The sequence below is a fragment of the Pseudomonas sp. LF-5 genome (genome assembly GCF_037626295.1).
GTDB lineage: Bacteria > Pseudomonadota > Gammaproteobacteria > Pseudomonadales > Pseudomonadaceae > Aquipseudomonas > Aquipseudomonas monsensis.
The window spans coordinates 117001-143663 of sequence record NZ_JARKMT010000009.1 but is presented as its reverse complement, the minus strand read 5'-3'; the positions used below and the strand labels follow the sequence as shown (position 1 = coordinate 143663).

Below are 26663 nucleotides of genomic sequence, written 5' to 3'. Positions count from 1 at the left end.
GAATCCGTCACAAATCATTGTAGGAGTGAGCCTGCCAGGGGGTATGCGGCGTGATCAGGGCTTGTTGGGAATGCCGTACTTGCGCAGGCGATGGGCGATGGCGGTGTGCGAGGTTTGCAAGCGGCTCGCCAGTTGCCGGGTCGAGGGGTAGCTGACGTAGAGCTTTTCCAGCAGCGATTTTTCGAAGGACTCGACGGCTTGTTCGAGGCTGTCGACATCGCTGTCGGTCTGGCGCGCCACGGAGGTGCCGGCGATGTCGAGATCGCCGATATCGACCAGGCTGCTTTCGCAGATCGCGGCGGCGCGGAAGATCACGTTCTGCAGTTGCCGCACGTTGCCCGGCCAACGATTACCGAGTAGTGCCGGATAGGTGCCGGGGGCGAGGCGGCAGACCGGGCGCTGGATCTGCGCGCAAGCCTGCTGCATGAAATAGCGCGCCAGCAGCAGGATGTCCTGACCGCGTTCGCGCAGCGGTGGCACTTCAACGTTGAGCACGTTGAGGCGGTAGAACAGGTCTTCGCGGAACAGGCCTTCGCTGACCATTTTTTCCAGGTCGCGGTGGGTGGCGCTGAGGATCCGCACGTTGACCTTCACTTCGCGATCACCGCCGACCCGACGGAAGCTGCCGTCATTGAGAAAGCGCAACAGCTTGGCCTGCAAGTACGGCGACATCTCGCCGATTTCATCGAGAAACACCGTGCCCTGGTTCGCCAGCTCCATCAGCCCCGGTTTGCCACCACGCGCCGCGCCAGTGAAGGCGCCGGGGGCGTAGCCGAACAGTTCGCTCTCGGCGAGGTTCTCCGGCAGCGCCGCGCAGTTCAAGGCGAGAAACGGCGCACTGTGCCGCGCACTGATGGCATGGCAGGCGCGAGCCACCAGTTCTTTACCGGTGCCGGTTTCGCCCTGAATCAGCAGCGGCGCGTCGAGGGCCGCGACCCGTTGCGCGCGCGCCTTGAGGGTGCGGATCGCCGGGGATTCGCCGAGCAATGCATCGAAACCTTCGGCGTGGTCGTGGTGCAGTGCCGACAATTGTTCGCCGATGCGGTTGGGTTGATAGAGCGTGAGCAAGGCGCCGGCATCGGTGATCGGTGTGGCGTCGAGCAACAGGGTCTGGCCGTTGACGGTGATCTCGCGCAGCGGCAGGCGGAAGCCTTGCTCGAGCAGGGTGTCTAGCAGGCCGGGATCGTTGAACAGCTCGGAGACGCTTTCCCCCGCCGGTTCACGCCCGTACAGCGCGATCAAGGCCGGGTTGGCCAGCAACACCTTGCCGGCGCTGTCGAGGGCCAGCACCGGGTCGGTCATCGCCGCGAGCAAGGCATCGAGTTGCAGGTGCCGACGCTGGCCGGGGAGGATGTCGACGACCGTCACCGCTTCCACGCCGCGCACGCGAAACAGCGCATCTTTCAGCTCTTCGAGCACTTGCGGGCTCAGGGTCGGGGCGTCGATGTAGACGTTCGGTGGAATCATCTCCACCGCATCCAGATTGAGATTGCGCCCACCGAGGATAGCCAGGACTTCCTGGGTGATGCCGACGCGGTCGATGAAGCTGACGTGGATACGCATGGGGCGGTTCAGTGATCTGCAGTGCGAAGGGTGGCAAGTATGCCTTAAATCAAAAACACCCTCACCCCAGCCCTCTCCCGGAGGGAGAGGGGGCCGATAGCGGAATGCTCACGAGGTACGTCGACCTGAAAAGACGGCTGTGAATCACGAGGTACGTCGACCTGAAAATACGGCTGTGAATCACGAGGTACGCCGACCTGAAAAATACGGCTGCGAATCCATAATCGACTCGGTCTTTCAGGTCGATGTCTGTCCTCAGACACATCGGTCAGTCCCCTCTCCCTTTGGGAGAGGGCTAGGGTGAGGGGCTTTTGAGGTTATTCGAAGTGCTCGAGATTGACCGGGTCGCCGGATTTCATATCGAGCTGCTTGCGGATGTCTTCGAACATCAGATCGTAATGCTTGTGCACCGAGCCGATCTGGCTGTGGGTCCTGGGGATGCCGTATTTCTCGGCGATTCGTGTCACGTTGTTGGCAAAGTTGTAAGCCTCTTCCTTGGGCAGGAAGAAGGTCTCTTTCATGTCCTTTCCCTGAAGGCTGCCATGCATCGTGAACTGGATGCCTTTGCCTTTTTGCGGATCGGTGAACACTTCATAGTCGAGGCACACGTTGTAACTGACGTCATCCGGCGTCAATGCGTGCCGCTCGATATGCAAATGACCAGGTTCGAATTGGGCCATGGGTTTCTCCTTTCAAGGCATGGGAGAAGGGCAGACCCTGGGTCTGCCCCCGGAGTTTCTATTTATCGATAACTGATGCCCGGCTTCGCGGTGCTGACGCGAGTACCGGCGGTGCCCTGGACGATTGCTTCGATGTCCGCCAGCGAACCGATCACCGCGACCTTGCCAGTATGGCGTGCGAATTCGCAGGCTGCCTGCACCTTCGGTCCCATGGAACCGGCGGCGAAGCCCAGCCGTTCCAGTTCATCCGGATGCGCCTCGGCGATGGCTTTCTGCGTTGGCTTGCCGTAGTCGATGAACGCCGCGTTGACGTCGGTGGCGATCACCAGCAAATCGGCTTCCAGCTGTTCAGCGAGCAGCGACGAGCACAGGTCCTTGTCGATCACCGCCTCGATGCCCTTGAGGTGGCGATTCTCGTCGTACATGGTCGGAATCCCGCCACCACCGGCGCAGATGACGATGCTGCCCTTGTCCAGCAGCCACTTGATCGGACGGATTTCAAAGATGCGTTTCGGCCGTGGGCTGGCGACCACGCGGCGGAACTTGTCACCGTCCGGGGCGATGGCCCAGCCTTTCTCGGCGGCGAGTTTTTCCGCTTCGGCCTTGTCGTAGACCGGGCCGATCGGTTTGCTCGGGTTCTGGAAGGCCGGGTCCTTGGCGTCGACTTCAACCTGGGTCAGCAGGGTGGCGAATGGCACCTCGAAGTCCAGCAGGTTGCCCAGTTCCTGTTCGATGATGTAGCCGATCATGCCTTCGGTTTCGGCACCGAGCACGTCCAGCGGGTAAGGGGTGACGGAGGTGTACGCCGCCGCCTGCAGCGACAGCAGGCCGACTTGCGGGCCATTGCCGTGGGCGATGACCAACTGGTTGCCGGGATGGATCTTGGCGATTTGCTCGGTGGCGATGCGGATGTTGGCGCGCTGGTTGTCAGCGGTCATCGGTTCACCACGGCGGAGCAGGGCGTTACCGCCCAGAGCTACGACGATACGCATGGTGCATGTCCTTCTAGAAAACAGTGAGTTCGTGCAGGACGAATACGATCCCTGTGGGAGCCGGGCTTGCCCGCGATGGCGGTGTATCAGTCAGCATTGCTGTCGGCTGACACACCGTTATCGCTGGCAAGCCAGCTCCCACAGTGACCGTGTCGATCAATTACAGATCAGCCAGGGTCGAGACCAGAATCGCCTTGATCGTGTGCATGCGGTTTTCCGCTTGCTCGAAGGCGATGCAGGCGGGCGACTCGAACACGTCGTCGGTCACTTCGATGCCGTTGGCCAGGTGCGGATACTGCTCGGCGATCTGTTTGCCGACCTTGGTATCGCTGTTGTGGAAGGCCGGCAGGCAGTGCATGAACTTGGTGCGCGGGTTGCCGGTGGCTTTCATCAGTTCGGCGTTGACCTGGTACGGCAGCAGTTGCTGGATACGTTCGGCCCAGGCTTCCACCGGTTCACCCATCGACACCCAGACGTCGGTGTGGATGAAGTCGACGCCCTTGACGGCGGCTTTCGGGTCTTCGGTCAGGGTGATGCGTGCACCGCTTTCTTCCGCGTACTTGTTGCAGCGCTCGACCAGATCGTCATGCGGCCACAGGGCTTTCGGCGCACAGATGCGCACGTCCATGCCGAGTTTGGCGCCAACCAGCAGCAGCGAGTTGCCCATGTTGTTGCGGGCGTCGCCGAGGTAGGCGTAGCTGATTTCATGGATCGGCTTGTCGGCGTGCTCACGCATGGTCAGCACGTCGGCGATCATTTGCGTCGGGTGATATTCGTCGGTCAGGCCGTTGAACACCGGCACCCCGGCGAACTTCGCCAGCTCTTCGACGATTTCCTGTTTGAAGCCACGGTACTCGATGGCGTCGTACATGCGACCCAGCACGCGGGCCGTGTCTTTCATGCTTTCCTTGTGGCCGATCTGCGAGGAATTCGGGTCGATGTAGGTGACGTTGGCGCCCTGGTCATAGGCCGCCACTTCGAACGCGCAGCGGGTGCGGGTCGAGGTTTTTTCGAAGATCAGGGCGATGTTGTTGCCCTTCAGGTGTTGTTGCTCGGTGCCGGTGTATTTCGCGCGCTTGAGGTCGCGGGACAGGTCGAGCAGGTAACGCAGCTCACGTGGGGTGTGGTGTTCCAGGCTGAGCAGGTTACGGTTGTGAATGTTAAAAGCCATGATGGATCTCCTTCGGTGTCGGTTATCCCCCTGGCCGCACTTTATAAGTGCCGGCCAGGGCTCAGAGGTTTAGTAATCGATCGGATCGCGGATGATCGGGCAGGTCATGCAGTGGCCGCCGCCACGGCCGCGGCCGAGTTCGCCGGCGCTGATGGTGATGACCTCCACGCCCGCCTTGCGCAGCAGGGTGTTGGTGTAGGTGTTGCGGTCGTAGCCGATGACCACGCCCGGTTCCACGGCCACCACGTTGTTGCCGTCGTCCCATTGCTCGCGTTCGGCGGCGAAGCTGTTGCCGCCGGTTTCCACCACGCGCAGCTTCGGCAGGTTGAGGGCTTTGGCCACGGTATCGAGGAAGTTGGTTTCTTCGCGGCGAATGTCGATGCCGCCCTGTTTGCTTTCGTCAGGGCGCAGGGTGAACGCGACGATCTGGTTGACCACTTCCGGGAAGATCGTCACCAGGTCGCGGTCGCAGAAGCTGAACACGGTGTCCAGGTGCATCGCGGCGCGGGACTTCGGCAGGCCGGCGACGATGACTTTCTCCACGGCTTTGTTCTTGAACAGGTTCAGCGCCAGTTGGCCGATGGCCTGGCGAGAAGAACGTTCGCCCATGCCGATCAACACCACACCGTTGCCGATCGGCATCACGTCGCCGCCCTCAAGGGTGGCGCTGCCGTGATCCTTGTCCGGGTCGCCGTACCAGATCTCGAAATCGGCGTTGGTGAACTGCGGGTGGAATTTGTAGATGGCGGTGGTCAGCAGGGTTTCCTGACGGCGCGCCGGCCAGTACATCGGGTTCAGCGTCACGCCGCCGTAGATCCAGCAGGTGGTGTCGCGGGTGAACTGGGTGTTCGGCAGCGGCGGCAGAATGAAGCTGGAGTGGCCGAGGAAGTCGCGGAACATCTGGATGGTCTTGCCACCGAAGCTGTCTGGCAGATCATCGGCCGACACGCCACCGATCAGGAACTCGGCAATGTGCCGTGGCTCAAGGCTTTTCAGCCAGGATTTGACTTCGCTGATCAGGCCCAGGCCCACCGAGTCGGCGGTGACCTTGCGGTCGAGAATCCAGTCCAGCGCTTCAGGGATGGCGACGATGTCGGTCAGCAGGTTGTGCATTTCCAGCACGTCGATCCCGCGTTCACGCATCTTGGTCACGAAGTCGAAGTGGTCGCGCTTGGCCTGGGCGACCCACAGCACGTCGTCGAACAGCAGTTCATCGCAGTTGTTCGGGGTCAGCCGCTGGTGGGCCAGACCTGGGGAGCAAACCATGACTTTGCGCAGTTTGCCGGCTTCGGAATGGACGCCGTACTTAACTTTTTCCGTGGTCATTGCAGTGATCCTCCAGAGATAAAATTTTGGGCAATTACAGAGTCAGGAAGCCGTCGTAGAGACCGTAGGCAGCCACCAGGGCACCGACGACCACCGCGGCGAAAATCAGCTTCTCGACGTTGGTGAAAACCGCTTGTTTGAGTTCGAGCTTGGCCTTGGCGAACAGGATCGCGCCGGGGGCATACAGCAGGGCCGAGAGCAGCAGGTACTTGACGCCGCCGGCGTACAGCAGCCAGACCGCGTAGACCAGGGCGATGCCGCCGATGATCAGGTCCTTGCGCCGCTCGGCCGCGAAGCCTTCGTAGGTTTCGCCACGCACCGCGATCAGCAGGGCGTAGGCTGCCGACCACAGGTACGGCACCAGAATCATCGAGGTGGCGAGGTAGATCAGCGACAGGTAAGTGCTGGCCGAGAACAGAGTGATGATCAGGAAAATCTGCACCATCGCGTTGGTCAGCCACAGGGCGTTGACCGGTACGTGGTTGGCGTTTTCCTTACGCAGGAACTCCGGCATGGTGTGGTCTTTGGCGGCGGCGAACATGATCTCCGCGCACAGCAGCACCCACGACAGCAGCGCCCCCAGCAGCGAGATGATCAGCCCGACGCTGATCAGCACCGCGCCCCAGTGACCGACCACGTGCTCGAGCACGGCGGCCATCGACGGGTTCTGCAACTTGGCCAGTTCTGGCTGAGTCATGATGCCCAGCGACAGCACGTTCACCAGCACCAGGAACAGCAGCACGGTGATGAAGCCGATTACAGTGGCCTTACCCACGTCGGAGCGTTTTTCCGCCCGCGCCGAGAAGATGCTCGCGCCCTCGATGCCGATGAACACCCACACGGTGACCAGCATCATGTTGCGCACCTGGTTCATCACGCTGCCCAGGTCGGGGTTTTTCAGGCCCCAGATATCAGCGGTGAAGATGTCCAGTTTGAACGCGAAGACCGCGATCAGGACGAACAGCAGCAGCGGCACGACTTTGGCGACGGTGGTCACCAGGTTGATGAACGCCGCCTCCTTGATCCCGCGCAACACCAGGAAGTGCACGGCCCACAGCAGCACCGAGGCGCCGATCACCGCAGCAACGGTGTTGCCCTCGCCGAAGACCGGAAAGAAATACCCGAGGGTGCTGAACAGCAGAACAAAGTAACCGACGTTGCCCAGCCAGGCACTGATCCAGTAACCCCAGGCGGACGAGAAACCCATGTAATCGCCGAAACCGGCCTTGGCGTAGGCGTAGACACCGCCGTCCAGGTCAGGTTTGCGATTGGCGAGGGTCTGAAAGACAAAAGCGAGGGTGAGCATGCCGACTGCGGTGATGGCCCATCCGATCAGGACCGCGCCGACGTCGGCGCTGGCGGCCATGTTTTGTGGTAACGAAAATATCCCGCCACCGATCATTGAACCGACTACCAATGCAACGAGTGCACCGAGTCGTAGTTTTCCGGGAGCTTCAGACATTGCATAACTCCATTGCAGGAGAGAAGAGTTCACAGCGTAGTGGTGTTATCTGTGCAAACAGCTGACTTGGATCAGTTCATGGTCACATTCCATTGTTAATGAATGACTTAAGAAAGGACTGATGGCATAAAGCTGCTGCCTGAAGAGCCCTGTTCCAGAGGCTTTTGGCAGATGTGGTTGGGAATTGCTCCTATTACTTTCGAATTATCACGCTAGTTGCTTTTCAGCTTTTGGCAAATTTTTGGCATCTGTTTTCAATACAGAATCGATTAATCAGGATTGGTGCACAAAACGGATTAACCGTGTTATGCGTTAGCGTTGTTGGCTATATATAAAAGGCGTTGATTGGCGTTATTCAATAAACGTACTTACGCTTATCCGTTTAGTTAATACCCAGAAATAGACACACCTTGTGGCGAGGGGATTTATCCCCGATGGGTGGCGTAGCCGCCCCAGATCCATTCAGCGCGGTGCATCAGGCAGAACGAGTTCTCAGGTTTTGGGGCGGCTTCGCCACCCATCGGGGATAAATCCCCTCGCCACAGGTATAAACAGGTTTCGAGAACCTTTGTCAGGAAGAGGGAGACTGGAATGTCGCAACCGACGCAAAAGCTGCGACTGGGGGCGTTGATCGCCTTGGTAGTGGGTTCGATGATTGGCGGGGGGATTTTTTCCCTGCCGCAGAACATGGCGGCACGCGCCGATGCCGGGGCGATCCTGATCGGCTGGGGCATTACCGCCATCGGCATGCTGACCCTGGCGTTCGTGTTCCAGACCCTGGCCAATCGCAAACCCGAACTGGACTCCGGTGTCTACGCTTACGCCAAGGCCGGGTTTGGCGACTACATGGGGTTCTCGTCGGCGTGGGGTTACTGGATCAGCGCCTGGCTGGGCAACGTCGGTTATTTCGTCCTGCTGTTCAGCACCCTCGGCTACTTCTTTCCGGTTTTCGGTCAGGGCAACACCCCGGTCGCCATTGCCTGCGCGTCGGTGTTGTTGTGGGCCGTGCATTTTCTGGTGATGCGCGGGATCAAGGAGGCGGCGCTGATCAACCAGTTGACCACCATGGCCAAGGTCGTGCCGTTGATCATGTTCATCGTCATCGCGGCGCTGGCGTTCAAGGCAGATATTTTTACCCGTGACATCTGGGGCCACAGCAACCCGAATTTTGGCGGGGTGATGGACCAGGTGCGCAACATGATGCTGGTCACGGTGTTCGTGTTCATCGGCATCGAAGGCGCCAGCGTCTACTCGGCGCGAGCAGAGAAACGCAGCGACGTCGGCCGCGCCACGGTGATTGGTTTCATCGGGGTGCTGGCGCTGCTGGTGCTGGTCAACGTGCTGTCGCTGGGGATCATGAGCCAGCCGGAACTGGCGACCCTGCAGAACCCTTCGCTGGCGGCGGTGCTCGAGCATATTGTCGGGCCGTGGGGCGCGTTGTTGATCAGCGTCGGCCTGGCGATTTCCCTGCTCGGTGCGTTGCTGTCGTGGGCATTGCTGTGCGCGGAAATCCTCTTCGCCACGGCCAAGGACAAGACCATGCCGGCGTTCCTGAAAAAGGAAAACAAGAACCACGTGCCGGTCAACGCACTGTGGCTGACCAACGTGATGATCCAGATTTTCCTGTTGATCACGCTGTTCTCCGCAGGCACCTACACCAGCCTGATTTACCTGGCCTCGTCGATGATTCTGGTGCCGTATTTGTGGTCGGCGGCGTACGCGGTGCTGTTGAGCGGTCGCGGCGAAACCTATGAGCACGCGTCGGCCGAGCGCACCAAAGACCTGCTGATCGGCGGCATCGCCCTGTGCTACGCGGTGTGGTTGTTGTACGCCGGCGGAGTGAAGTATCTGCTGCTGTCGGCGTTGTTGTATGCGCCGGGGGTGTTGCTGTTCGCCAAGGCCAAGCGTGAGCAGGGCGAGCCGTTGTTCACCCATGTCGAGAAGGCGATTTTCACCTGCGTGATCATCGGCGCCGGGCTGGCGGCGTACGGTTTGTACAGTGGTGTGCTGTCGCTGTGAGGTTGATGCTGGCCTATCGGCCACCCTATGACTGGACGGCGATGCTGGGCTTTCTCGCTGCACGGTCAGTGGTCGGCATGGAAACCGTGGTGGACGGCGTGTATTCGCGCAGCATCGGCTTGAACGGTGTCCACGGCACGCTGTCGGTCTGGCCGGGGAGGGGCGATGCGTTGGAGGTCGAGCTGGATTTTCCCGATCCGGCAGCACTGCCCGAGATTGTTGCGAGGCTGCGGCGGTTGTTTGATCTGGATGCCGATCTGCCGTCGATGCACCGGCATCTGGCTGACGATCTGTTACTGGCGCGGTTGATCGCCGAACGTCCGGGGCTGCGAGTGCCGGGGGCGTGGGACGGTCTGGAGCTGGCCTTTCGTGCGGTACTCGGGCAGCAGATTACCGTGGTCGCGGCGATCCGGCTGGCGGGGAAACTGGTGGCGCAATATGGCGCGCCGTTGTGCTCGGCGGTACCGGGTTTGACTCGAGTATTTCCCGATGTCCAGGTGCTGGCGGCGGCTGATCTGGCGGCGTTGGGCATGCCGAAAAGTCGTGGACGGACGCTTTCGGGCATGGCGCAGGCGCTGCTGGAAGATCCGCTGTTGTTCGAGCCGGGGCGCGAGAGTGGCGTGGCGCGTTTGCTGGCGTTGCACGGGGTCGGCGAGTGGACGGCGCAGTACATCGCGTTGCGCCAGTTGCGCGATATGGACGGGTTTCCCCATGGCGATGTCGGGTTGCTGCGGGCGCTGGAGGTGCTGGAAGGTGTGCGACCCGCGGCGCGGGAACTGGCTGATCGGGCTGAGGCCTGGCGACCCTGTCGCGGGTATGCGGCGCAGGTGTTGTGGACGTCTTTGAGCGCTGTGCCCGCAGCCCAGCCGTCTCCCGGAGGGAGAGGGGGCTGACCGCGGTGTCTTTCGTGAGACATCGACCTGAAAGATCGAGTCGATTATGGATTCAACTTCGATCTTTCAGGTCGGTGAACCTCTTCAATATCCCCCAATCAGTCCCCGCGCCTCGGGGAGAGGGTCAGGGTGAGGGGCTGTTATTAAAACCACTGTGGGCGATGTGTACCCAATTCGCTGGCCGGCAACGCCCACTGCAGCGGCGTTCCGCTGATCTTCAGCGGTGCCAGCAAGCGGTGCGCCGGCCCCCAGGGTGTCTGCTCCAACACTGAATTTTGATCCTGCGCATCTTCGGCGCGCAACGCCTCGCTCGTCCCCGGCCCATGCTCAATCAACAACTTCGCCGTGCGCGCCAGTGACAGACGCGCCGCGCCACCCCGACCAGTCTTTAAACGTTCAGTCAAAAGGCGCATCGCACTCGCCGCCAGCAGATACCCGGTCGCATGGTCCAGCGCCTGCACCGGCAGTGGCGTTGGCTTGTCAGCGGTTTTCCAGCGCTGCCCGGCCTCGGCGATGCCGCTGCTCATCTGCACCAGGCTGTCGAAGCCGCGACGGTTCTGCCACGGGCCGCTCCAGCCGTAGGCGTTGAGGCAGACGTCGATCAGCCCTGGGGCCAGTTGTCGGCGGCGCTCGGCGCCGAAACCGAGGTGTTCCAGCGCGTCGGCGCGGTAGCCGTGCAACAGGATGTCGGCGTCCTTGAGCAGGTTTTCAAACACCGCACGATCTGCCGGAACATGCAGATCCAGCCGAGCGCAGCGTTTGCCAAGGGTGACTTCCGGGACCACGCCTGGTTCGTTCCAGCCCGGTGGGTCGATCCGCAGCACGTTCGCGCCGAGGCCCGCAAGAAAACGGCTGGCGGTGGGGCCGGCGAGTACGCGGGTCAGGTCCAGCATCTTGAGGCCGGCCAGCGGTTGCGCCGCCGAGCCTTGCCACACACTGACGTTTCCAGCCTGCGAATGGATGACATGCACCAGCGGTTCGGCATTCACCGCCATTCCCTGCGGATGCTGCTGCCACTGCGCCCAACTGCGCATTTCGGCGGCGCAGCCCTTGGTCTCGACCAGTGCTTGTTCCAGATCGGCACTGGTCCACTGCGCGACTTTTGCTGCCATCGCGGCACGGTCGGCGCAGGCGCCGAGCACATGTTCAGCGGCGGCGCGGTGGTGCGGGGCATTAGTGTGCAGGCGGACCCAGCCGTCCCGGGTTGCGTAGTCACCGGCCACCGCATCCCACAGTGGTGGGACTTCCCAGCCCATCGGACGCAACGAGGTGGCGAACCAGAACGAGGCCAGTCTTCGGTCGACTTCGACGGCGGGCAAGTGTCCGGTTTGTTGCTGGAGCAGTTCGCTGACGGCCTGACCGGCCGCGGCGATGCTCGCGCAGGCCAGGTCGGTGACGGCGAATGCCGAGGGCAGGGCGCCCTGTGCGGTGAAGGGAATCGGCGTGTGCGGCAAGCCGAGTGCGGCTTGAATGGACGTGAGCAGATCAGTCATCGAAGGCCCTCCGGAAGAGAGGGCGATGATAGTGCAAAACAATCTCGAGTCAGATGAAAACGCCAGCGGGTGAACACTCACCACTGTGGGCGCGAGCTTGCTCGCGAAGAGGTCATCACATTCAACATCATCATTGAATGGCAGACCGCATTCGCGAGCAAGCTCGCTCCCACAGGGTTCAACGGTGTGGCTTATACGCGGAACTGATCCATCAATTTCATCTGCTGACTGGCCAGTGCATTGAGCTGGCTGCTGATCGCCGCCGACTCAGTGGCTTGCTCGGTCAGTGTCTCGGTGACGGTGCGAATCGCCGAGACATTGCGGTTGACCTCTTCGGCCACCGCGCTCTGCTGCTCGGCGGCGCTGGCGATCTGCAGGTTCATGTCGCTGATCACCGTCACCGCATCGCTGATCTTGCCCAGTGCGTCCACCGCCTGACGGATCTGCCCGGCGTTGTTGTGGGCCTGGGTCTGGCTCGAATGCATGGTCGCGACCACGCCACGGGTGCCAGTCTGGATGCGCTCGATGACGATGCGGATTTCTTCCACCGAATCCTGGGTGCGTTTGGCGAGGTTGCGCACTTCATCGGCCACCACCGCGAAACCACGGCCGCTCTCACCGGCGCGGGCCGCTTCGATGGCGGCGTTCAGGGCCAGCAGATTGGTCTGTTCGGCGATGCTGCGGATCACTTCCAGCACCGAGCCGATTTGCTCGCTGTTGACCGCCAGCGCTTCGACTTCGGTCACCGCTTTGCTGACTTCGTCGGCCAGTTGATTGATGTCGCGGGTGCTGCGTTCGATGATCGACATGCCGTCCCTGGCCGATTGATCGGCACCCTTGGCCGCGTTGGCGGCGTTCGAGGCGCTGTTGGCGACGTCGTGGGCGGTGGCGCTCATTTCGTTGGACGCGGTGGCGACCTGATCGATTTCGCGGAACTGCACCTGCATGCCTTCACTGGTCTGGCGCGCAATTTCCGAAGACTGATCGGCGGTGCCCCGGGCCTCGGTGATGCTCTGCTTGATCTGGGCGATGGTCGGTTGCAGCTTGTCGAGGAAGCGGTTGAACCAGTTCACCAGTTCGCCCAGTTCGTCCTTTTTGCTGTAGTTCAGACGCTGAGTCAGATCACCTTCACCGCTGGCAATGTTCTTCAGCATTTCAGCAACGCTGTTGATCGGCCGGGTGACGCCGGACGCGGTCAGCCAGATCAGCAGCAGACCAATCAGGCCGGCGACCACAGCGACCAGCAGCGCGGTGATCACACCGGTTTCCTGCGCGTCGTCGAGCACCGCTTGCAGCTTGACCGAGTCGGCCAGCAGCACCTGTTTCGGCAGGTCGATGACCACGCCCCAGGCCCGCGAGTTGCCAATCGGGTCGACCGGATACACGGCGCGAATCAGCTCGCCCTGTTCGAGAATCTTTGGTGTGCCGCTGTTGATCAGTTGCAGCAGGTCCTTGCCGTCGGCGCCGAGGGTGTCAGTGATTTTCTTGCCGACCTTGGTTGCATCGGAACTGTCGGCACCGAGCACGCCGCTGCCGGAGACGATCAGCATGTGCCCGGCGTTGTTGAACAGGTTGCGCTGGGAATCCACGGCGGCCGCTTGCAGGGCGTCGAGGGCGATGTCGACCCCGACCACGCCAATGGCCTTGCCGTCGACGATCAGCGGCACGGAAATGGTCGTCATGAGCATTTCCTTGCCACCGACGGTGTCGGCGTACGGGTCAAGCAGGCAGGTACGCTTGTTGTCGCGAGGGCAGGTGTACCAGCTGTTGTACGGCGTGCCGCTGAGGCTGAGGGTGGTCTTGGTCATGTCTTCTTCGACCATGATCGTGTTCAGCGCCGAGCCGGCAGCGCGGCTCCAATACGTCGCGAAACGCCCGGCTTCGTTGGACTGGCGTGCGGCGTCATTGACGAACTCGCTGTCCTTGCCGTCGAGGCCGTTGGGTTCGAAGGCGAGCCAGATGCCGAGCACTTTGTCGTTGCGCTCGAAGGCGGTCTTCAGGCTCAGGTTCAGCTCTTCGCGCAGGGCGCCGGCGTCCAGCGAACGCTTGGCGGCCATCACCCGCATGTCCTTGATCTGGTCGGCGAGGGCGGTGATCACCGTCAGGCTTTCGCCGAAGGTTTTCTGCACCCGCACTGCTTGTTCCGCAGCCTTGGCCTGCAACAGGTTCTGCACGCTGGCGGTGAGCAACTTGTTGCTGGAGTCGCTGACCAGTTCGTCGTTCTGGTTGGTCTGGTAAATGTTCATGCCGACGATCAACGCGACCACACCGAGCAGGCACAGACCGGAGAGCAGGACGATTTTCAGGCGAATGGAGAGAGAGTCGAACATGGGGCGATCTCGTGAATGAATAAACGGGTGGCTTCGGGTACGCACGACCCGTTTCGCCAAATCCATTCAGCGCCATGCCATGCACATCGGCGCCTGACGCAGGTGCATGAGGACGTTGCCGACGAACGGTCAGCGCTAAACGTTTGCGCAGGGGATTGTGCTGAAAAGGCGATTAATTACAGGGAAGTTTCAGGCTGATGAACGCCGGAGTGTTTTTGTGCTGATGAGGCTTTTGTGGCGAGGGAATCAGGCAGGGATAGATTCCGGGCGCGACCAGATCCAAAGATTGCCCAGGCTCATCCCGGCAATCGCCAGGTAAACCGGCCAGCCATGATCGAGCATGATCAGCATCAGTGTCGCGCACAGCAGCATGCTGACCGTGGCGCTGACCTTGGCTTTACGCGCGATGATCTTGCCGTTGCGCCAGTTGCTCAGGATCGGCCCGAACAGCCGATGGTTTTCCAGCCAGGCACTCAGGCGCGGCGAGCTGCGGGTCGCGGCCCAGGCGGCGAGCAGGATGAACTCGGTGGTCGGCAGACCGGGCACGACGATGGCAATCAGGCCAATGCCGAGGCTGACGTAGGCCAGCAGGCCGAACAGCAGGCGGGCGAGTTTCGAGGAGGCGGGTTGCGGCATGGGCTCGGGATTGCAGTGAGGCGAAACGGGGATTCTACAGGCTTGCACAGATCCCTGTGGGAGCTGGCTTGCCAGCGATAGCGGTGGGACAGTCGACATCGTATTGACTGATCTATCGCCATCGCTGGCAAGCCAGCTCCCACAGGGTCGTGTGTTGTGTCAGTCAGGCCGGTTCTGCTTCGGTGGCGTAAGCCTGTTCCAGCAGCACGGTGAAGCGGTTGAACGCATCCAGTGCGCCTTGCTCGACTTCAGCCTCTTCTTCAGCGCTGAACTGCAGCGAATCGAGCGTACGCACAAAGCGCTTCCAGCCTTCGGCACGGCCGCCTTCTGGCTCGCCGAGGTGACGGGCACCGAAGCTTTCGCTCAGCTCCAGCGCGACGGCGCGCTTGATCAGGAACGCCGCGCCGAGCTTTGACCCTTCGGAAACAAACAGCCAGCCCAGGGCGCGGGCCTTGCTCGGGTTGGCCACGGCACCCGCCACTGGCGCCGGGACTTCGGTGTCCAGATCAGCGAGATCAGCCTTGGCCGCTTCCGCGCGGCAACGGGCCGGCAGATCCGGGACGATGGCGCTCAGTTCAGCGTCGTTGTAGAGGTCGACCAGTTCCGACTGGAACAGGTACTGCGCGACCACAAAGCGGGCGAAGCTGGCGCGGGTCTCGAACGGCGCGTGGGCTTTGACCAGGGCGTCGAGCTTGCTGTGCGGCGCGTGGGTGATCTGGTTCAGGCGTTGTGAACGCAGGGCTTTTTCCGAAATGGTCATGACATGTCCTTGATAAAAGAGGCGCTTGATAACGAGACGAACAAGGCAACGTGCAAGCGTAAAAAAACCTCACGGCGCGGTGCCTGAACACACGCCGTGAGGTTGACCGGATCAGATGTCCCAGATCAGGTTTATCGCGAAGTTGCGGCCCGGTTGGGTCAGGCGATCAAGGTTGGCCGGTTGCGTTACCGAAGCCTCGCCGACGCTGTCGTAACCGCGCACGTCATCCCACAGCCAGTATTTCTTGTCGGTCAGGTTGTAGATGCCGCCGCTGACGGTGACGTCGTCGGTGACTTTGTAGTACCCGGCCAGATCAAGAATGCCGAAGCCCGGGGTTTTGAACTGGCTGCTGACGCCATCCGGCGACTTGAAGTTGCTGTCGTCGACGCGGTCCTTTTTCTTCACCACGGTCCAGCTCAGCAGGCCGCCGTAGTGGTCCTGGTCGTAACCCAGGCCGAACACGCCGGTCAGCGGATTGACGCTGTTGAGTGGCTCGCCGTTGTCGTTGTTGCGACCGTAGGCGTAGGCGATCGAGCCTTGGGTGTAGAGGCCTTGCGGGGCACCAAACGCATCCAGATTCAAGCGACCTTTGACTTCCGCGCCCTTGATGGTGGCGTGCTTGATGTTGGCCGACTGGAACGTCAGTTCGTTGCGACCCGGGGTCACAGCGTCTTCGTTGATGAAATCACGGTACTTGTTATAGAACACCGCCACATCGAACGAGCCTTGTTCGAATTGGCCACGCAGACCGGTTTCGTAGCTTTTGCTTTTTTCCGGTTCGAGGTCCGGGTTCGGCGCCACGCTATAACCGGTGGTGGTGTTTTCGAAGCGGCCGTACAGGGCTTTCGCGGTCGGCGTGCGGAAACCTTCGGCGTACTGACCGTACCAGGTGTAGTGGTCGGTCAGGGCGTAGGTCAGGCCGAATTTTGGCGAGACTTTGTGCCAGGTCTTGTTCTCGTCGCTGACCGTGCCTTGGCCATCAGCCGCCACGGTATTGAGGAATTCCTGGGTGATGTGCGGTTTGAGCTGGGTGTAGTCGTAGCGCAGGCCCGGCAGGAAGGTCCAGTTGTTCCAGCTGATCTGATCCTGAGCGAACACGCTGTAGGTGTTGATGGTCGGGTCCGGGAAGTCGGTGGCCTTGGTCAGCACGTCAGCGCTACTGGTCGCACCAATGGCGGTGCAGCCACGACCGACGGCCAGGCACGTGCCGTTGCCGCTGCGCGAGCCGGTGACTTTCTGTTGCTTGATGGTGGTGCCGTAAGTCAGGACGTGGTCGGTCTCGCCGATGGCGAAGGCCTTGTCCAGCTGAGCGTCGAACACCCACTGCTTTTCTTCGTAAAGGGTGTCACGGGTGCGCAGCACTTTACGGGTGATCGGGTAGTAGAACTCGGTGGTGCTCTGGTCGGTCTTGGCGATCTGGTGGTTGAGGCTCCACTTCACGTTGTCGACCAGCAGGCTGTCGAGGGCGAACGAGTGTTCGATGCCGAAACGCTCACGGGTGATGGTGTCGTTGCCGGTCCGCCACTGATACATGCCGCCGGGCAGTACGCTGTTCGGAATGGTCGGTGCGCCATTGAAGTACGGCCCGCCATAAGCACTTTTCTGATCGGTGTCGCGATCATCCTTGTACTTTTCGTAGGTCAGGCCCAGACGCGCATCTTCGTTGTAGTTCCAGCCGATCTTGGCCAGTACGTTGTAGGCGTTGACGTCTTCCGGGTTGGCGGCGGTGCGTTGCAGACCGGTGCCGTTGTTGCTGCCGTAGGAGTCGGTTTCATGGCCGTCGCGCTGGCTGTAGTGCAGCAAGCCGTCGAACTGCTCGGCGCGGCCGGCGACGGTGGCGGATTTCAGCCAACTGTCATCGGCGGAGCTGTAGCCGGTTTTCAGGCGCGCGCCGACGTCCTTGCCGGGCTTGATGATGTCGTCCGGGTCGAGGGTGTAGTAGCTGACGGCGCCGCCGATGGCGTTGCTGCCGTACAGCACCGAGGCCGGGCCGCGAAGGATTTCCACGCGTTTGACGATTTCCGGGTCGACGTAATTGCGCTGGGTCTTGGCGTACGGGCCGTTGAAGAAACCGTCCGGCACTTCGACACCGTCGACTTGGGTCAGGATGCGGTCGCCGTCGATACCACGGATGTTGTAGCCGCTGATGCCGCCGCGCTGGCCGGCACCGCCGACGGACACGCCCGGTTCGTAGCGCACCAGATCCTTGATGGTGTTGACGTTGTTGCGGTCCAGATCCTGGCGGGTCTGCACGGTGACGGTGGCCGGCACGCTGTTGACCGATTGCTCCTGACGGGTGGCGCTGATGGTCACCTGATCCAGATTGAGCGTGCCGCTGGCGTTGCGTTTTTCCAGTACGACGTTGTTGTTACTGATTTTGCGGAAGCTCAGATTGGTCCCCACCAACAGACGCTCCAGGGCTTTTTCCGGTGGCAGCGAGCCACGCACGCCCGGCGAGGACACACCCTGACCCAGTTCCGCCGGCAAGCCGACCTGCCAACCGGTCACGGCGGTGAAGGCATTGAGCGCCGACACCAGCGGTTGCTGGCCGATCGAGAACGAATAATCACCCATGTTGCGCGCCGGTTGTTCGGTGGCAGCCATCAGCGGTGCAGTACCGGCCATGAGGATGGCGGCCGTCAGCAGCGACAATACGCGGGAAGGGGAAGCAGTCTGGCGGGTAAGGCGAGAGGACATCGATAGCGCTCCGTGTCGCACGAATCTTTATAGGTGCTGATCGGCATCAGAAGATGCGAATCAATTGCATTGGCTATAACGAGACGAACGGACTTTCGCTATCGAGTAAAAATAATTCTCATTTAGTTCAGGATCACCAGCGCCGGGAATTCCTGCAGGCGCGCCGATGTGATGTGGGCGAGGGAGCGCACTGCGTCCAGTGGCTGGTCGAGGCGATAGTTACCGGTGACATTGACGTCGGCCAGCTCCTCGTTGGTGTTGATGATCCAGCCCGGGTAGTAGCGGCGCAGTTCCGCCAGGACCTGATTCAACGGGCAGTTCTCGAACACCAGCCGGCCCTGGACCCAGGCCAGGTCGGTGGTTGCATCGAGCTTGGCCGGGCGATCAAAACCGTTGGGGCCGATGCGGATGCTCTCCCCGGCGGACAACCGCACCCGTGCATCGTTGTGGGTGGCGCGCAGATCGACATCGCCACGTTGCACATTGACCTGCGCCACGCCGTCCAGATAACGCACGGCGAACGCGGTGTCGCGCACGCTGGCCTGTACCGGGCCGGCGTCGATTTCCAGTGGCTGAGCACGGTTGGCGGCGACCTCGAAAAACGCTTCACCCTGATACAGCCGTGCTACTCGCTGGCGCTCGTTGATGGTGCTGGAAAATGCGGAGTTGGTGTTGAGCAGCACCTTGGAGCCATCCTCCAGTTGCAGGCGCTGACGCTCGCCGACCACGGTCAGGTGATCGGCCTGGAGGCGCATCGGCAGGTTGCTGAAACTGAACAGGCCGAGGATCAGCACGGCGGCGGTGGCCAATGGTTTCCAGTGCGGGCGCAGACGTTTGAGGACAGTGATTTTTGCAGGCTGCGCAGCGAGACTCTGCGCGCATTGCACCACTTGCGGCCCATCCCAGATCGCCTGAGCCTTGGCGAACGCCTCGGCATTCAACGGATCGGCCGCCAGCCAGGCGTGGAACTGCCGGGTCTGCTCCTCGTCCGGGCTGCCGAGCACGATGAGCCAGTCCAGAGCCTGGTCCATTGCACGGGCGGCGTCCTGCGCCGTTGCGGGCGAAGGCGGGCGGTGGGTGTCCGTCACGGTGTGTCCTCGAGCTTTTGCAAAGCAGTTTCAAGTTTCAAGCCGCAAGCTGCAAGCCAGATGCGTGTACTGCTTTTGGTTTTTACTTGGGGCCTGAAGCTTACAGCTTGCCGCTGCTGTCGTGTCGTTCAGCGACACCGATGCAGATCGACATGATCAGCTTGAGTTCCTTCTGCACGGTGCTGAGGGACACGTTCAACTCGTCGGCGATTTCCTGATAGCTGTGCCCGTGCAGGCGGCTGAGGATGAAAATCTGCTGCTGGCGGGGGCTGAGTTGACTGAGGCTCACGTTCAGGCGCTCCAGCAATTGTTCGGCGTGGGCGGCGTCTTCGGCGCTGCTGGCAGGGGCCGCGACGCTGTGCACGACATCCTGCGGCACGTCGTCGACCATGGTTCGCGAGTGAATCTTGCGCGCACGCAAATGATCCAGCGCCAGATTGCGTGCAGTCTGGAAGACAAAGGGTTCGAGGTGATCGACGGCCCGCTCGCTCAACGCCCGCGTCACGCGCAGGTAGGTTTCCTGCAGCAGGTCTTCGGCGGTGCTGTGGTTGTTGACCATCCGTTCCAGCGTACGCAGCAGCGAAGTGCGCTGCGTGAGGAAGACGTGGTGGAAGCGCGACTGACTCACGGGGGAACCTGATTCATTTTGAGCGAATGATAATATTTATCATCTAGCTCAATGGTCAAGTGTTGATTTCAAATTGAAATCGAAACCCTGTGGGAGCGAGCTTGCTCGCGAAGGCGTAGTGTCAGCCAATTCAACTAGCGACTGACCCACCGCTTTCGCGAGCAAGCTCGCTCCCACAGGGATAGGGGGATTACTTGAGATTACTCGGCGTTGCACAGCGCCAGGCAGTTATCCAGCATGCGGTTGGAGAAGCCCCACTCGTTGTCGTACCAGGCCAGCACCTTCAGCAGTTTGCCGCTGGCTTTGGTGTGGTTGGCGTCGAAGATCGACGACAGCGGGTTGTGGTTGAAGTCGCTGGAAACCAGCGGCAACGTGTTGTAACCCAAAATTTTCGAGTGCTGGCTGGCCGCCTTCATCAGCGCGTTGACTTCGTCGGCGCTGGCTTCCTTTTTCAGCTGCACGGTCAAATCCACCAGCGACACATTGATCACCGGCACGCGCACGGCCATGCCGGTCAGCTTGCCCGCCAGTTCCGGCAGCACCAGGCCTACCGCTTCAGCGGCGCCGGTCTTGCTCGGGATCATGTTCTGCGTGGCCGAACGTGCGCGGTACGGGTCGGTGTGGTAGACGTCGGTCAGGTTCTGGTCGTTGGTGTAGGCATGAATGGTGGTCATCAGACCGCTTTCGATGCCCAGCTCGCGGTGCAGCACCTGCGCCACTGGCGCCAGGCAGTTGGTGGTGCACGATGCATTGGAGATGATCTGGTGCGACTGGCGCAGAATGTCGTGGTTCACACCATAAACGACGGTGGCGTCGGCGCCTTTGGCCGGGGCCGAGATGATCACTTTGCGTGCACCGGCCGTAATATGCGCGGCCGCTTTGGCGCGATCGGTAAAGAGACCGGTGCATTCGAACACCACATCAATCTTTTCCGCCGCCCATGGCAGTTCGGCCGGGTTGCGGATCGCGCTGACCGCAATGCGGTCGCCGTTGACGGTCAGACTTTCATTGTCATGCTCGACTTGCGCGTCGAACGTGCCGTGAACGGTGTCGTATTTGAGCAGATGGGCATTGATCGAGCTGTCGCCCAGATCGTTGATGGCGACGATCTGCAAATCCTGTCGATAGCCTTGGGTATACAGTGCGCGCAGGACATTACGGCCGATGCGGCCAAAACCATTGATTGCGATTCGAAGAGTCATTGAACAGCGCCGCCGTCGTTTTGTTGTTGGAATTACAAGATTATTCGCATAAAAATAGAAAACAAGCCTTTTTAGTGGCAATATTTTGTTTTATCTACAACGAGTGACCTGAATCAACTGGTCCGAATGGTCAAAAAAGCCGTCTGTCATTCCAACAACAACGGCGTTTGATCAGCATAGACAATCAGGTCGCCACATCCGTTAGCCTGGAGTTCTACACATGCATCCCCGCGTCCTTGAGGTCACCGAACGGCTTATCGCCCGCAGCCGCGCCACGCGTCAGGCTTACCTTGCACTGATTCGCGGCGCCGCCACTGACGGGCCGATGCGCGGCAAGCTGCAATGCGCCAACTTCGCCCACGGCGTGGCCGGGTGCGGCAGCGAAGACAAGCACAGCCTGCGGATGATGAACTCGGCGAACATCGCCATTGTTTCGTCGTATAACGACATGCTCTCGGCGCACCAGCCATACGAAGTGTTTCCGCAACAGATCAAAAATGCCCTGCGCGAAATCGGTTCGGTCGGCCAGTTCGCTGGCGGCACGCCCGCCATGTGCGATGGCGTGACCCAGGGTGAGCCGGGCATGGAGCTGAGCCTGCCGAGCCGCGAAGTGATCGCCATGTCCACGGCGGTGGCGCTGTCGCACAACATGTTCGATGGCGCGCTGATGCTCGGCATCTGCGACAAGATCGTCCCGGGCCTGATGATGGGTTCGCTGCGTTTCGGTCATCTGCCGACGATCTTCGTCCCGGGCGGACCGATGGTCTCGGGGATTTCCAACAAGGAAAAAGCCGACGTGCGGCAGAAGTACGCCGAAGGCAAGGCGACCCGTGAAGAGCTGCTGGAATCGGAGATGAAGTCCTACCACAGCCCGGGCACCTGCACCTTCTACGGCACCGCCAACACCAACCAGTTGCTGATGGAAGTCATGGGCCTGCACTTGCCGGGCGCCTCGTTCGTCAACCCGAATACGCCGCTGCGCGATGCCCTGACCCGCGAAGCCGCGCATCAGGTCACGCGCCTGACCAAGCAGAACGGCAACTTCATGCCGATCGGCGAAATCGTCGACGAGAAGGCGCTGGTCAACTCGATCGTCGCATTGCACGCCACTGGCGGCTCGACCAACCACACCCTGCACATGCCGGCCATCGCCATGGCCGCGGGTATTCAACTCACCTGGCAGGACATGGCCGACCTCTCCGAAGTCGTGCCGACCCTGAGCCACGTCTACCCGAACGGCAAAGCCGACATCAACCACTTCCAAGCGGCGGGCGGCATGTCGTTCCTGATCCGCGAACTGCTCGAAGCCGGCCTGCTGCACGAAGACGTCAACACCGTGCTCGGCCACGGCCTGAGCCAGTACACCAAGGAGCCGTTCCTCGATAACGGCCAGTTGGTATGGCGTGAAGGCCCGACCGACAGCCTCGACGAAAACATCCTGCGGCCGGTCGCTCGCGCATTCTCGCCAGAGGGTGGCTTACGGGTGATGGAAGGCAACCTCGGCCGCGGGGTGATGAAAGTCTCCGCCGTCGCGCTGGAAAACCAGATCGTCGAGGCGCCAGCGATGGTGTTCCAGGATCAACAGGATCTGGCTGACGCGTTCAAGGCCGGTTTGCTGGAGAAGGATTTTGTCGCGGTGATGCGCTTCCAGGGCCCGCGCTCCAACGGCATGCCCGAGTTGCACAAGATGACGCCGTTCCTTGGCGTGCTGCAGGATCGCGGCTTCAAAGTCGCGCTGGTGACTGACGGGCGGATGTCCGGCGCGTCGGGGAAAATCCCGGCGGCGATTCACGTCAGCCCCGAGGCTTATGTCGGTGGTGCTTTGGCGCGGGTGCAAGAGGGCGATATCATCCGCGTCGATGGCGTCAAAGGTACTTTGGAACTCAAGGTCGACGCCGCCGAATTCGCAGCGCGCGAACCCGCCAAAGGCCTGTTGGGCAACAACATCGGCAGTGGCCGCGAACTGTTTGGCTTCATGCGTTTGGCCTTCAGCTCGGCGGAGCAGGGCGCCAGCGCCTTCACTTCTGCCCTGGAGACGCTTAATTGAAACTGGCTTTGGTCGGTGACATCGGAGGCACCAACGCGCGGTTCGCGTTGTGGAAAAACCAGCAACTGGAATCGGTTCAAGTGCTGGCCACGGCCGACCATGCCAGCCCGGAGGAGGCCATCAGCCTCTATCTGAGCGGCCTCGGTCTGGCGCCGGGTTCGATCGGTTCGGTGTGCCTGTCGGTGGCCGGTCCGGTCAGTGGCGATGAATTCAAGTTCACCAACAACCACTGGCGCCTGAGCCGTACGGCGTTCTGCCAGACCTTGCAGGTCGAGCAGTTGTTGCTGGTCAACGACTTCTCGGCGATGGCGCTGGGCATGACCCGCTTGCAGCCGGGCGAATTCCGCGTGGTTTGCGAAGGCACGCCGGAGCCGTTGCGTCCGGCGGTGGTGATCGGTCCGGGCACTGGCCTTGGCGTCGGCACGTTGCTGGATCTTGGCGAGGGCCGGTTCGCGGCGTTGCCGGGGGAGGGCGGGCACGTCGATCTGCCGTTGAGCAGCCCGCGTGAAACTCAACTCTGGCAGCACATCCACAACGAAATCGGCCATGTCAGCGCGGAAACCGCGTTGAGCGGTGGCGGCTTGCCGCGGGTGTACCGGGCGATCTGCGCGGTGGATGGCCACGAGCCCGTACTCGACACGCCGGAAGCGATTACGGCAGCTGGCCTTGCGGGTGATCCGATTGCGCTGGAAGTGCTGGAGCAGTTCTGCTGCTGGCTCGGACGCGTCGCGGGTAACAACGTGTTGACCACGGGTGCACGTGGCGGGGTGTATATCGTTGGCGGTGTGATTCCACGCTTTGCCGATTTCTTCCTCGAAAGCGGTTTCGCCCGCAGCTTTGCTGACAAAGGGTGCATGAGCGATTACTTCAAGGGCATTCCGGTATGGCTGGTGACAGCGCCGTATTCGGGGCTGGTCGGTGCGGGTGTGGCCCTGGACCAATCAATCCCAACCTGAAATGCAATCCCCCCTGTGGGAGCGAGCTTGCTCGCGAATGCGGAGTATCAGTCAACCCAAATGTTGAATGTAATGACGCCTTCGCGAGCAAGCTCGCTCCCACAGTGGTTCTGTGGTGTTTGTTAGTTTGATGCTTAAGGCATAATCCGCCCCAATTCCAACAACAAGGATGCCTTCGAAGTGAGCTCAGTCAACAAGTCGATATTGTTGGTCGATGACGACCAGGAAATACGCGAGTTGCTGGAAACCTACCTGACCCGTGCCGGGTTCCAGGTACGGGCCACCGCCGATGGTGCCAGTTTCCGCCAGGCCCTCAACGAGGCGCCGAGCGACCTGGTGATCCTCGATGTCATGCTGCCCGACGAAGACGGCTTCAGCCTCTGCCGCTGGGTGCGCCAGCATCCGCGTCAGGCGCAGGTGCCGATCATCATGCTCACCGCCAGTTCCGACGAGGCCGACCGGGTGATCGGTCTGGAGCTCGGCGCTGACGACTACCTCGGCAAACCGTTCAGCCCTCGCGAACTGCAAGCACGGATCAAGGCGTTGCTGCGTCGCGCGCAGTTCGCCCACGAACGCAGCGGCAGTGAAGTGCTGGCCTTCGACGAGTGGCGGCTGGACATGGTCAGCCATCGGCTGTTCCACACCGACGGTGAGGAAGTGATTCTTTCCGGCGCCGACTTCGCCCTGCTCAAGCTGTTTCTCGACCACCCGCAGGAAATCCTCGACCGCGACACCATCGGTAACGCCACCCGTGGCCGCGACCTGATGCCGCTCGATCGCATCGTCGACATGGCCGTCAGCCGGTTACGCCAACGCCTGCGCGACACGGAAAAACCGCCACGACTGATTCGCACCGTACGCGGCAGCGGCTACCAACTGGCAGCCAACGTGGTTGCCGGCAATGGTCACTGAGTCGCTGCGCAAACTTGCTGCCAGGGTGCCGGTGCCGCGTTCGCTGCTCGGGCGGATGTTGCTGCTGACCTTGCTCGCCGTGTTGTTTGCACAGACGTTGTCCAGTGTGATCTGGGTCTCGCAACTGCGCGCCACGCAGCTTGAAGGGCTGGTCACCAGCGCCCGCAGCCTCGCCCATTCGATGACCGCCAGCGTCAGTTACTTCCGCTCGTTGCCGGTGGCTTATCGGCCTCTGGTGCTGGATCAATTGCGCAGCATGGGCGGCACGCGGTTCGTGGTGACGCTTAACGACAAACCGCTGGGCATGGATGTGCTGCCGGTCACCCCGCGCAAGGCTGCGGTGATGAAAGCGGTCGATGAAGTGCTGCGCCAGTCGCTGGGCAATGACACCGATATCTCGGTGACCTTCGTCAGTCCTGAAGATCTGCGCATCTTCAATGCCGGCCTGAAGCTCGACGAACTGCCACGCTCCTGGGCGCATTACGCGCTGACCCTGGAACCGGTGAACCCGCCAGTGCTGGTCACGCAGATCCAGATGGCGCCGGGCGAATGGCTGTACATCGCCTCGCTGTTGCCTGAGCCCTACACCAGTCTTGAAGAACAAGGTCTGCCGGCGCAGCAGGTATGGTTCATCGTGCTCACCAGCGGCTTTTTGCTGTTGTTCATTGGTCTGCTGGTGCACTGGCAGAGCCGGCCGCTCAAGCGCCTGGCGCGGGCGGCGCGGGATCTGTCGCTGGGCGCCGACGTCGAACCGGTGGCCGAGGGCGGCGGCAGCGAAGTGGTGGAAGTGGGCCGTGCGTTCAACACCATGCGCGAACGTATCAGCCGCTACCTGACCGAACGCAGCCAGTTGTTCAGTGCGATTTCCCATGATCTGCGCACGCCGATCACCCGCCTGCGCTTGCGCGTCGAGCTGCTGGAGGACGAGCAACTGCAAGCCAAGTTCGGCCGCGATCTGGATGAGCTGGAGTTGCTGGTCAAAGGCGCATTGCAGTGCGTGAAAGACACCGATATCCACGAAAACATCGAGCCGGTGGACCTGAACCATGTGCTCGACTGTCTGGTGGAGCCGTATCTGGCGCCCAACGGCAATGGCCGCGTGACCCAGCAAGGCAAGGCGCTGGCGACGTATCCGGGCAAGCCTTTGGCGCTGAAACGCTGCATCGGTAACCTGATCGACAACGCGTTGAAATACGGGCAGAACGCTCATCTGCACATCGACGACGATGAGCGCGCGTTTGTCCTGCACGTCGACGATGAAGGCCCGGGTGTGCCGGAGCAGCGGCTGGAGCAGGTGTTCGAGCCACACTTTCGTCTGGCGGGGCAGCAGCAGGGTTATGGTCTGGGTTTGGGCATCGCACGTAACATTGCCCATAGCCATGGCGGTGAGGTGACGTTGCAGAACCTGCGTGAGGGTGGGTTGCGCGTGACCCTGCAACTGCCGCGCTCGGTGGATTAGCTCAAAAGAGCCCCTCACCCTAGCCCTCTCCCGGGGGGAGAGGGGACTGATCGGGGGATGCTGCAGAGATACGCCGACCTGACCGTACAGCGCCGAATCCATAATCGACTTGGTATTTCAGATCGGCGGAAAGCTTATTACACCCCGGTTGGCTGCCTCTCCCTCCTCCCAAAGGGAGAGGGGACTGATCGGGGGATGCTGCAGAGATACGCCGACCTGACCGTACAACGCCGAATCCATAATCGGCTCGGTATTTCAGGTCGGCGGAAAGCTTATTACACCTCGGTTGGCTGCCTCTTCCGGGGGGTGAGGGGACTGAGCGCGTTGTTCATTCGAATTGCGCCGACCT

At 61.3% G+C, this 26663-nt stretch carries 19 protein-coding genes and 2 pseudogenes; 6 read left to right on the top strand and 15 right to left on the bottom strand.

Annotation, left to right across the window (positions count from 1 at the left end; all coding sequences use genetic code 11):
• Positions 1-54 precede the first annotated feature (54 nt).
• From PseuLF5_RS22295 to arcD (PseuLF5_RS22270), 6 genes are all read right to left on the bottom strand, one after another.
• Positions 55-1563 (bottom strand): sigma-54-dependent transcriptional regulator, encoded by a 1509-nt coding sequence (locus PseuLF5_RS22295; protein ID WP_123467183.1) that lies wholly within the window; start codon positions 1561-1563, stop codon positions 55-57.
• A gap of 317 nt (positions 1564-1880) precedes the next feature.
• On the bottom strand, positions 1881-2243 hold the full coding sequence (locus PseuLF5_RS22290) for a DUF5064 family protein (protein ID WP_123467181.1): 363 nt from the start codon (positions 2241-2243) through the stop codon (positions 1881-1883).
• Positions 2244-2305: 62 nt separating this feature from the next.
• Positions 2306-3235 carry a carbamate kinase gene (arcC, locus tag PseuLF5_RS22285; RefSeq protein ID WP_123467179.1) on the bottom strand — a complete coding sequence of 310 codons (930 nt, stop codon included), beginning with the start codon at positions 3233-3235 and terminating at the stop codon, positions 2306-2308.
• Positions 3236-3395: 160 nt separating this feature from the next.
• Entirely contained in the window at positions 3396-4406 is a 1011-nt protein-coding gene (locus PseuLF5_RS22280) for an ornithine carbamoyltransferase (RefSeq protein ID WP_128614871.1), read from the bottom strand.
• Between the two features lie 69 nt (positions 4407-4475).
• A complete protein-coding gene (arcA, locus tag PseuLF5_RS22275; protein WP_123467175.1) occupies positions 4476-5732 on the bottom strand; it encodes an arginine deiminase in 1257 nt (418 codons plus the stop codon).
• 34 nt (positions 5733-5766) lie between these two features.
• Positions 5767-7194 carry an arginine-ornithine antiporter gene (gene arcD / locus PseuLF5_RS22270; RefSeq protein WP_222832207.1) on the bottom strand — a complete coding sequence of 476 codons (1428 nt, stop codon included), beginning with the start codon at positions 7192-7194 and terminating at the stop codon, positions 5767-5769.
• A gap of 591 nt (positions 7195-7785) precedes the next feature.
• Between arcD (PseuLF5_RS22270) and arcD (PseuLF5_RS22265) the strand changes: the two genes are divergently transcribed.
• Both arcD (PseuLF5_RS22265) and PseuLF5_RS22260 read left to right on the top strand, forming a co-directional pair.
• Entirely contained in the window at positions 7786-9213 is a 1428-nt protein-coding gene (arcD, locus tag PseuLF5_RS22265) for an arginine-ornithine antiporter (RefSeq protein ID WP_186746688.1), read from the top strand.
• A complete protein-coding gene (locus tag PseuLF5_RS22260) occupies positions 9210-10106 on the top strand; it encodes a DNA-3-methyladenine glycosylase family protein (RefSeq protein ID WP_340134770.1) in 897 nt (298 codons plus the stop codon). The genes arcD (PseuLF5_RS22265) and PseuLF5_RS22260 overlap by 4 nt, the downstream gene beginning before the upstream one ends.
• A 143-nt stretch (positions 10107-10249) precedes the next feature.
• Here PseuLF5_RS22260 and PseuLF5_RS22255 read toward each other — a convergent pair whose 3' ends face one another.
• The 9 genes and pseudogenes from PseuLF5_RS22255 to gap all read right to left on the bottom strand — a co-directional run bounded on the left by PseuLF5_RS22255 (position 10250) and on the right by gap (position 20940).
• Entirely contained in the window at positions 10250-11599 is a 1350-nt protein-coding gene (locus PseuLF5_RS22255; protein WP_340134769.1) for a CoA transferase, read from the bottom strand.
• A gap of 191 nt (positions 11600-11790) precedes the next feature.
• A pseudogene (locus PseuLF5_RS28330) lies at positions 11791-12318 on the bottom strand (methyl-accepting chemotaxis protein); the annotation flags it as partial.
• A gap of 330 nt (positions 12319-12648) precedes the next feature.
• Positions 12649-13656: pseudogene (locus PseuLF5_RS28325) on the bottom strand (PDC sensor domain-containing protein); the annotation flags it as partial.
• Positions 13657-14175: 519 nt separating this feature from the next.
• Positions 14176-14565, bottom strand: a complete 390-nt coding sequence (locus PseuLF5_RS22245; protein WP_123467163.1) for a YbaN family protein — start codon at positions 14563-14565, stop codon at positions 14176-14178.
• Between the two features lie 163 nt (positions 14566-14728).
• Entirely contained in the window at positions 14729-15325 is a 597-nt protein-coding gene (locus PseuLF5_RS22240; RefSeq protein ID WP_340134768.1) for a biliverdin-producing heme oxygenase, read from the bottom strand.
• A gap of 111 nt (positions 15326-15436) precedes the next feature.
• The gene (locus tag PseuLF5_RS22235; protein ID WP_340134767.1) at positions 15437-18022 is read right to left on the bottom strand and encodes a TonB-dependent receptor; all 2586 of its coding nucleotides are present in this window, start codon (positions 18020-18022) and stop codon (positions 15437-15439) included.
• A gap of 122 nt (positions 18023-18144) precedes the next feature.
• Positions 18145-19110, bottom strand: coding sequence for a FecR family protein (locus PseuLF5_RS22230; protein ID WP_123467158.1), 966 nt, complete (start codon positions 19108-19110; stop codon positions 18145-18147).
• A gap of 100 nt (positions 19111-19210) precedes the next feature.
• Positions 19211-19738 (bottom strand): RNA polymerase sigma factor, encoded by a 528-nt coding sequence (locus PseuLF5_RS22225; protein WP_123467156.1) that lies wholly within the window; start codon positions 19736-19738, stop codon positions 19211-19213.
• A 200-nt stretch (positions 19739-19938) separates the two neighbouring features.
• Entirely contained in the window at positions 19939-20940 is a 1002-nt protein-coding gene (gene gap, locus PseuLF5_RS22220) for a type I glyceraldehyde-3-phosphate dehydrogenase (RefSeq protein WP_123467154.1), read from the bottom strand.
• Positions 20941-21160: 220 nt separating this feature from the next.
• On the opposite strand from gap, the gene edd reads away from it, so the two are divergent.
• From edd to PseuLF5_RS22200, 4 genes are all read left to right on the top strand, one after another.
• Complete coding sequence (gene edd, locus PseuLF5_RS22215; RefSeq protein WP_267799138.1) at positions 21161-22987, top strand: phosphogluconate dehydratase; 1827 nt, start codon at positions 21161-21163, stop codon at positions 22985-22987.
• Positions 22984-23943, top strand: coding sequence for a glucokinase (locus PseuLF5_RS22210; RefSeq protein WP_186746672.1), 960 nt, complete (start codon positions 22984-22986; stop codon positions 23941-23943). Before edd ends, PseuLF5_RS22210 begins: the two co-directional genes overlap by 4 nt.
• Before the next feature lie 180 nt (positions 23944-24123).
• Positions 24124-24855 (top strand): response regulator, encoded by a 732-nt coding sequence (locus PseuLF5_RS22205; protein WP_123467146.1) that lies wholly within the window; start codon positions 24124-24126, stop codon positions 24853-24855.
• Positions 24845-26314 carry an ATP-binding protein gene (locus tag PseuLF5_RS22200; RefSeq protein WP_128616502.1) on the top strand — a complete coding sequence of 490 codons (1470 nt, stop codon included), beginning with the start codon at positions 24845-24847 and terminating at the stop codon, positions 26312-26314. The genes PseuLF5_RS22205 and PseuLF5_RS22200 overlap by 11 nt, the downstream gene beginning before the upstream one ends.
• Positions 26315-26663: the final 349 nt, after the last annotated feature.

Coding starts and splice junctions, on each gene's coding strand:
- PseuLF5_RS22235 (WP_340134767.1), bottom strand. CDS start 18,022: ATGTCCTCTCGCCTTACCCGCCAGACTGCTTCCCCTTCCCGCGTATTG.
- gap (WP_123467154.1), bottom strand. CDS start 20,940: ATGACTCTTCGAATCGCAATCAATGGTTTTGGCCGCATCGGCCGTAAT.
- PseuLF5_RS22295 (WP_123467183.1), bottom strand. CDS start 1,563: ATGCGTATCCACGTCAGCTTCATCGACCGCGTCGGCATCACCCAGGAA.
- PseuLF5_RS22290 (WP_123467181.1), bottom strand. CDS start 2,243: ATGGCCCAATTCGAACCTGGTCATTTGCATATCGAGCGGCACGCATTG.
- arcD (WP_186746688.1), top strand. CDS start 7,786: ATGTCGCAACCGACGCAAAAGCTGCGACTGGGGGCGTTGATCGCCTTG.
- PseuLF5_RS22245 (WP_123467163.1), bottom strand. CDS start 14,565: ATGCCGCAACCCGCCTCCTCGAAACTCGCCCGCCTGCTGTTCGGCCTG.
- PseuLF5_RS22200 (WP_128616502.1), top strand. CDS start 24,845: ATGGTCACTGAGTCGCTGCGCAAACTTGCTGCCAGGGTGCCGGTGCCG.
- PseuLF5_RS22240 (WP_340134768.1), bottom strand. CDS start 15,325: ATGACCATTTCGGAAAAAGCCCTGCGTTCACAACGCCTGAACCAGATC.
- PseuLF5_RS22255 (WP_340134769.1), bottom strand. CDS start 11,599: ATGACTGATCTGCTCACGTCCATTCAAGCCGCACTCGGCTTGCCGCAC.
- arcD (WP_222832207.1), bottom strand. CDS start 7,194: ATGTCTGAAGCTCCCGGAAAACTACGACTCGGTGCACTCGTTGCATTG.
- arcA (WP_123467175.1), bottom strand. CDS start 5,732: ATGACCACGGAAAAAGTTAAGTACGGCGTCCATTCCGAAGCCGGCAAA.
- arcC (WP_123467179.1), bottom strand. CDS start 3,235: ATGCGTATCGTCGTAGCTCTGGGCGGTAACGCCCTGCTCCGCCGTGGT.
- PseuLF5_RS22280 (WP_128614871.1), bottom strand. CDS start 4,406: ATGGCTTTTAACATTCACAACCGTAACCTGCTCAGCCTGGAACACCAC.
- edd (WP_267799138.1), top strand. CDS start 21,161: ATGCATCCCCGCGTCCTTGAGGTCACCGAACGGCTTATCGCCCGCAGC.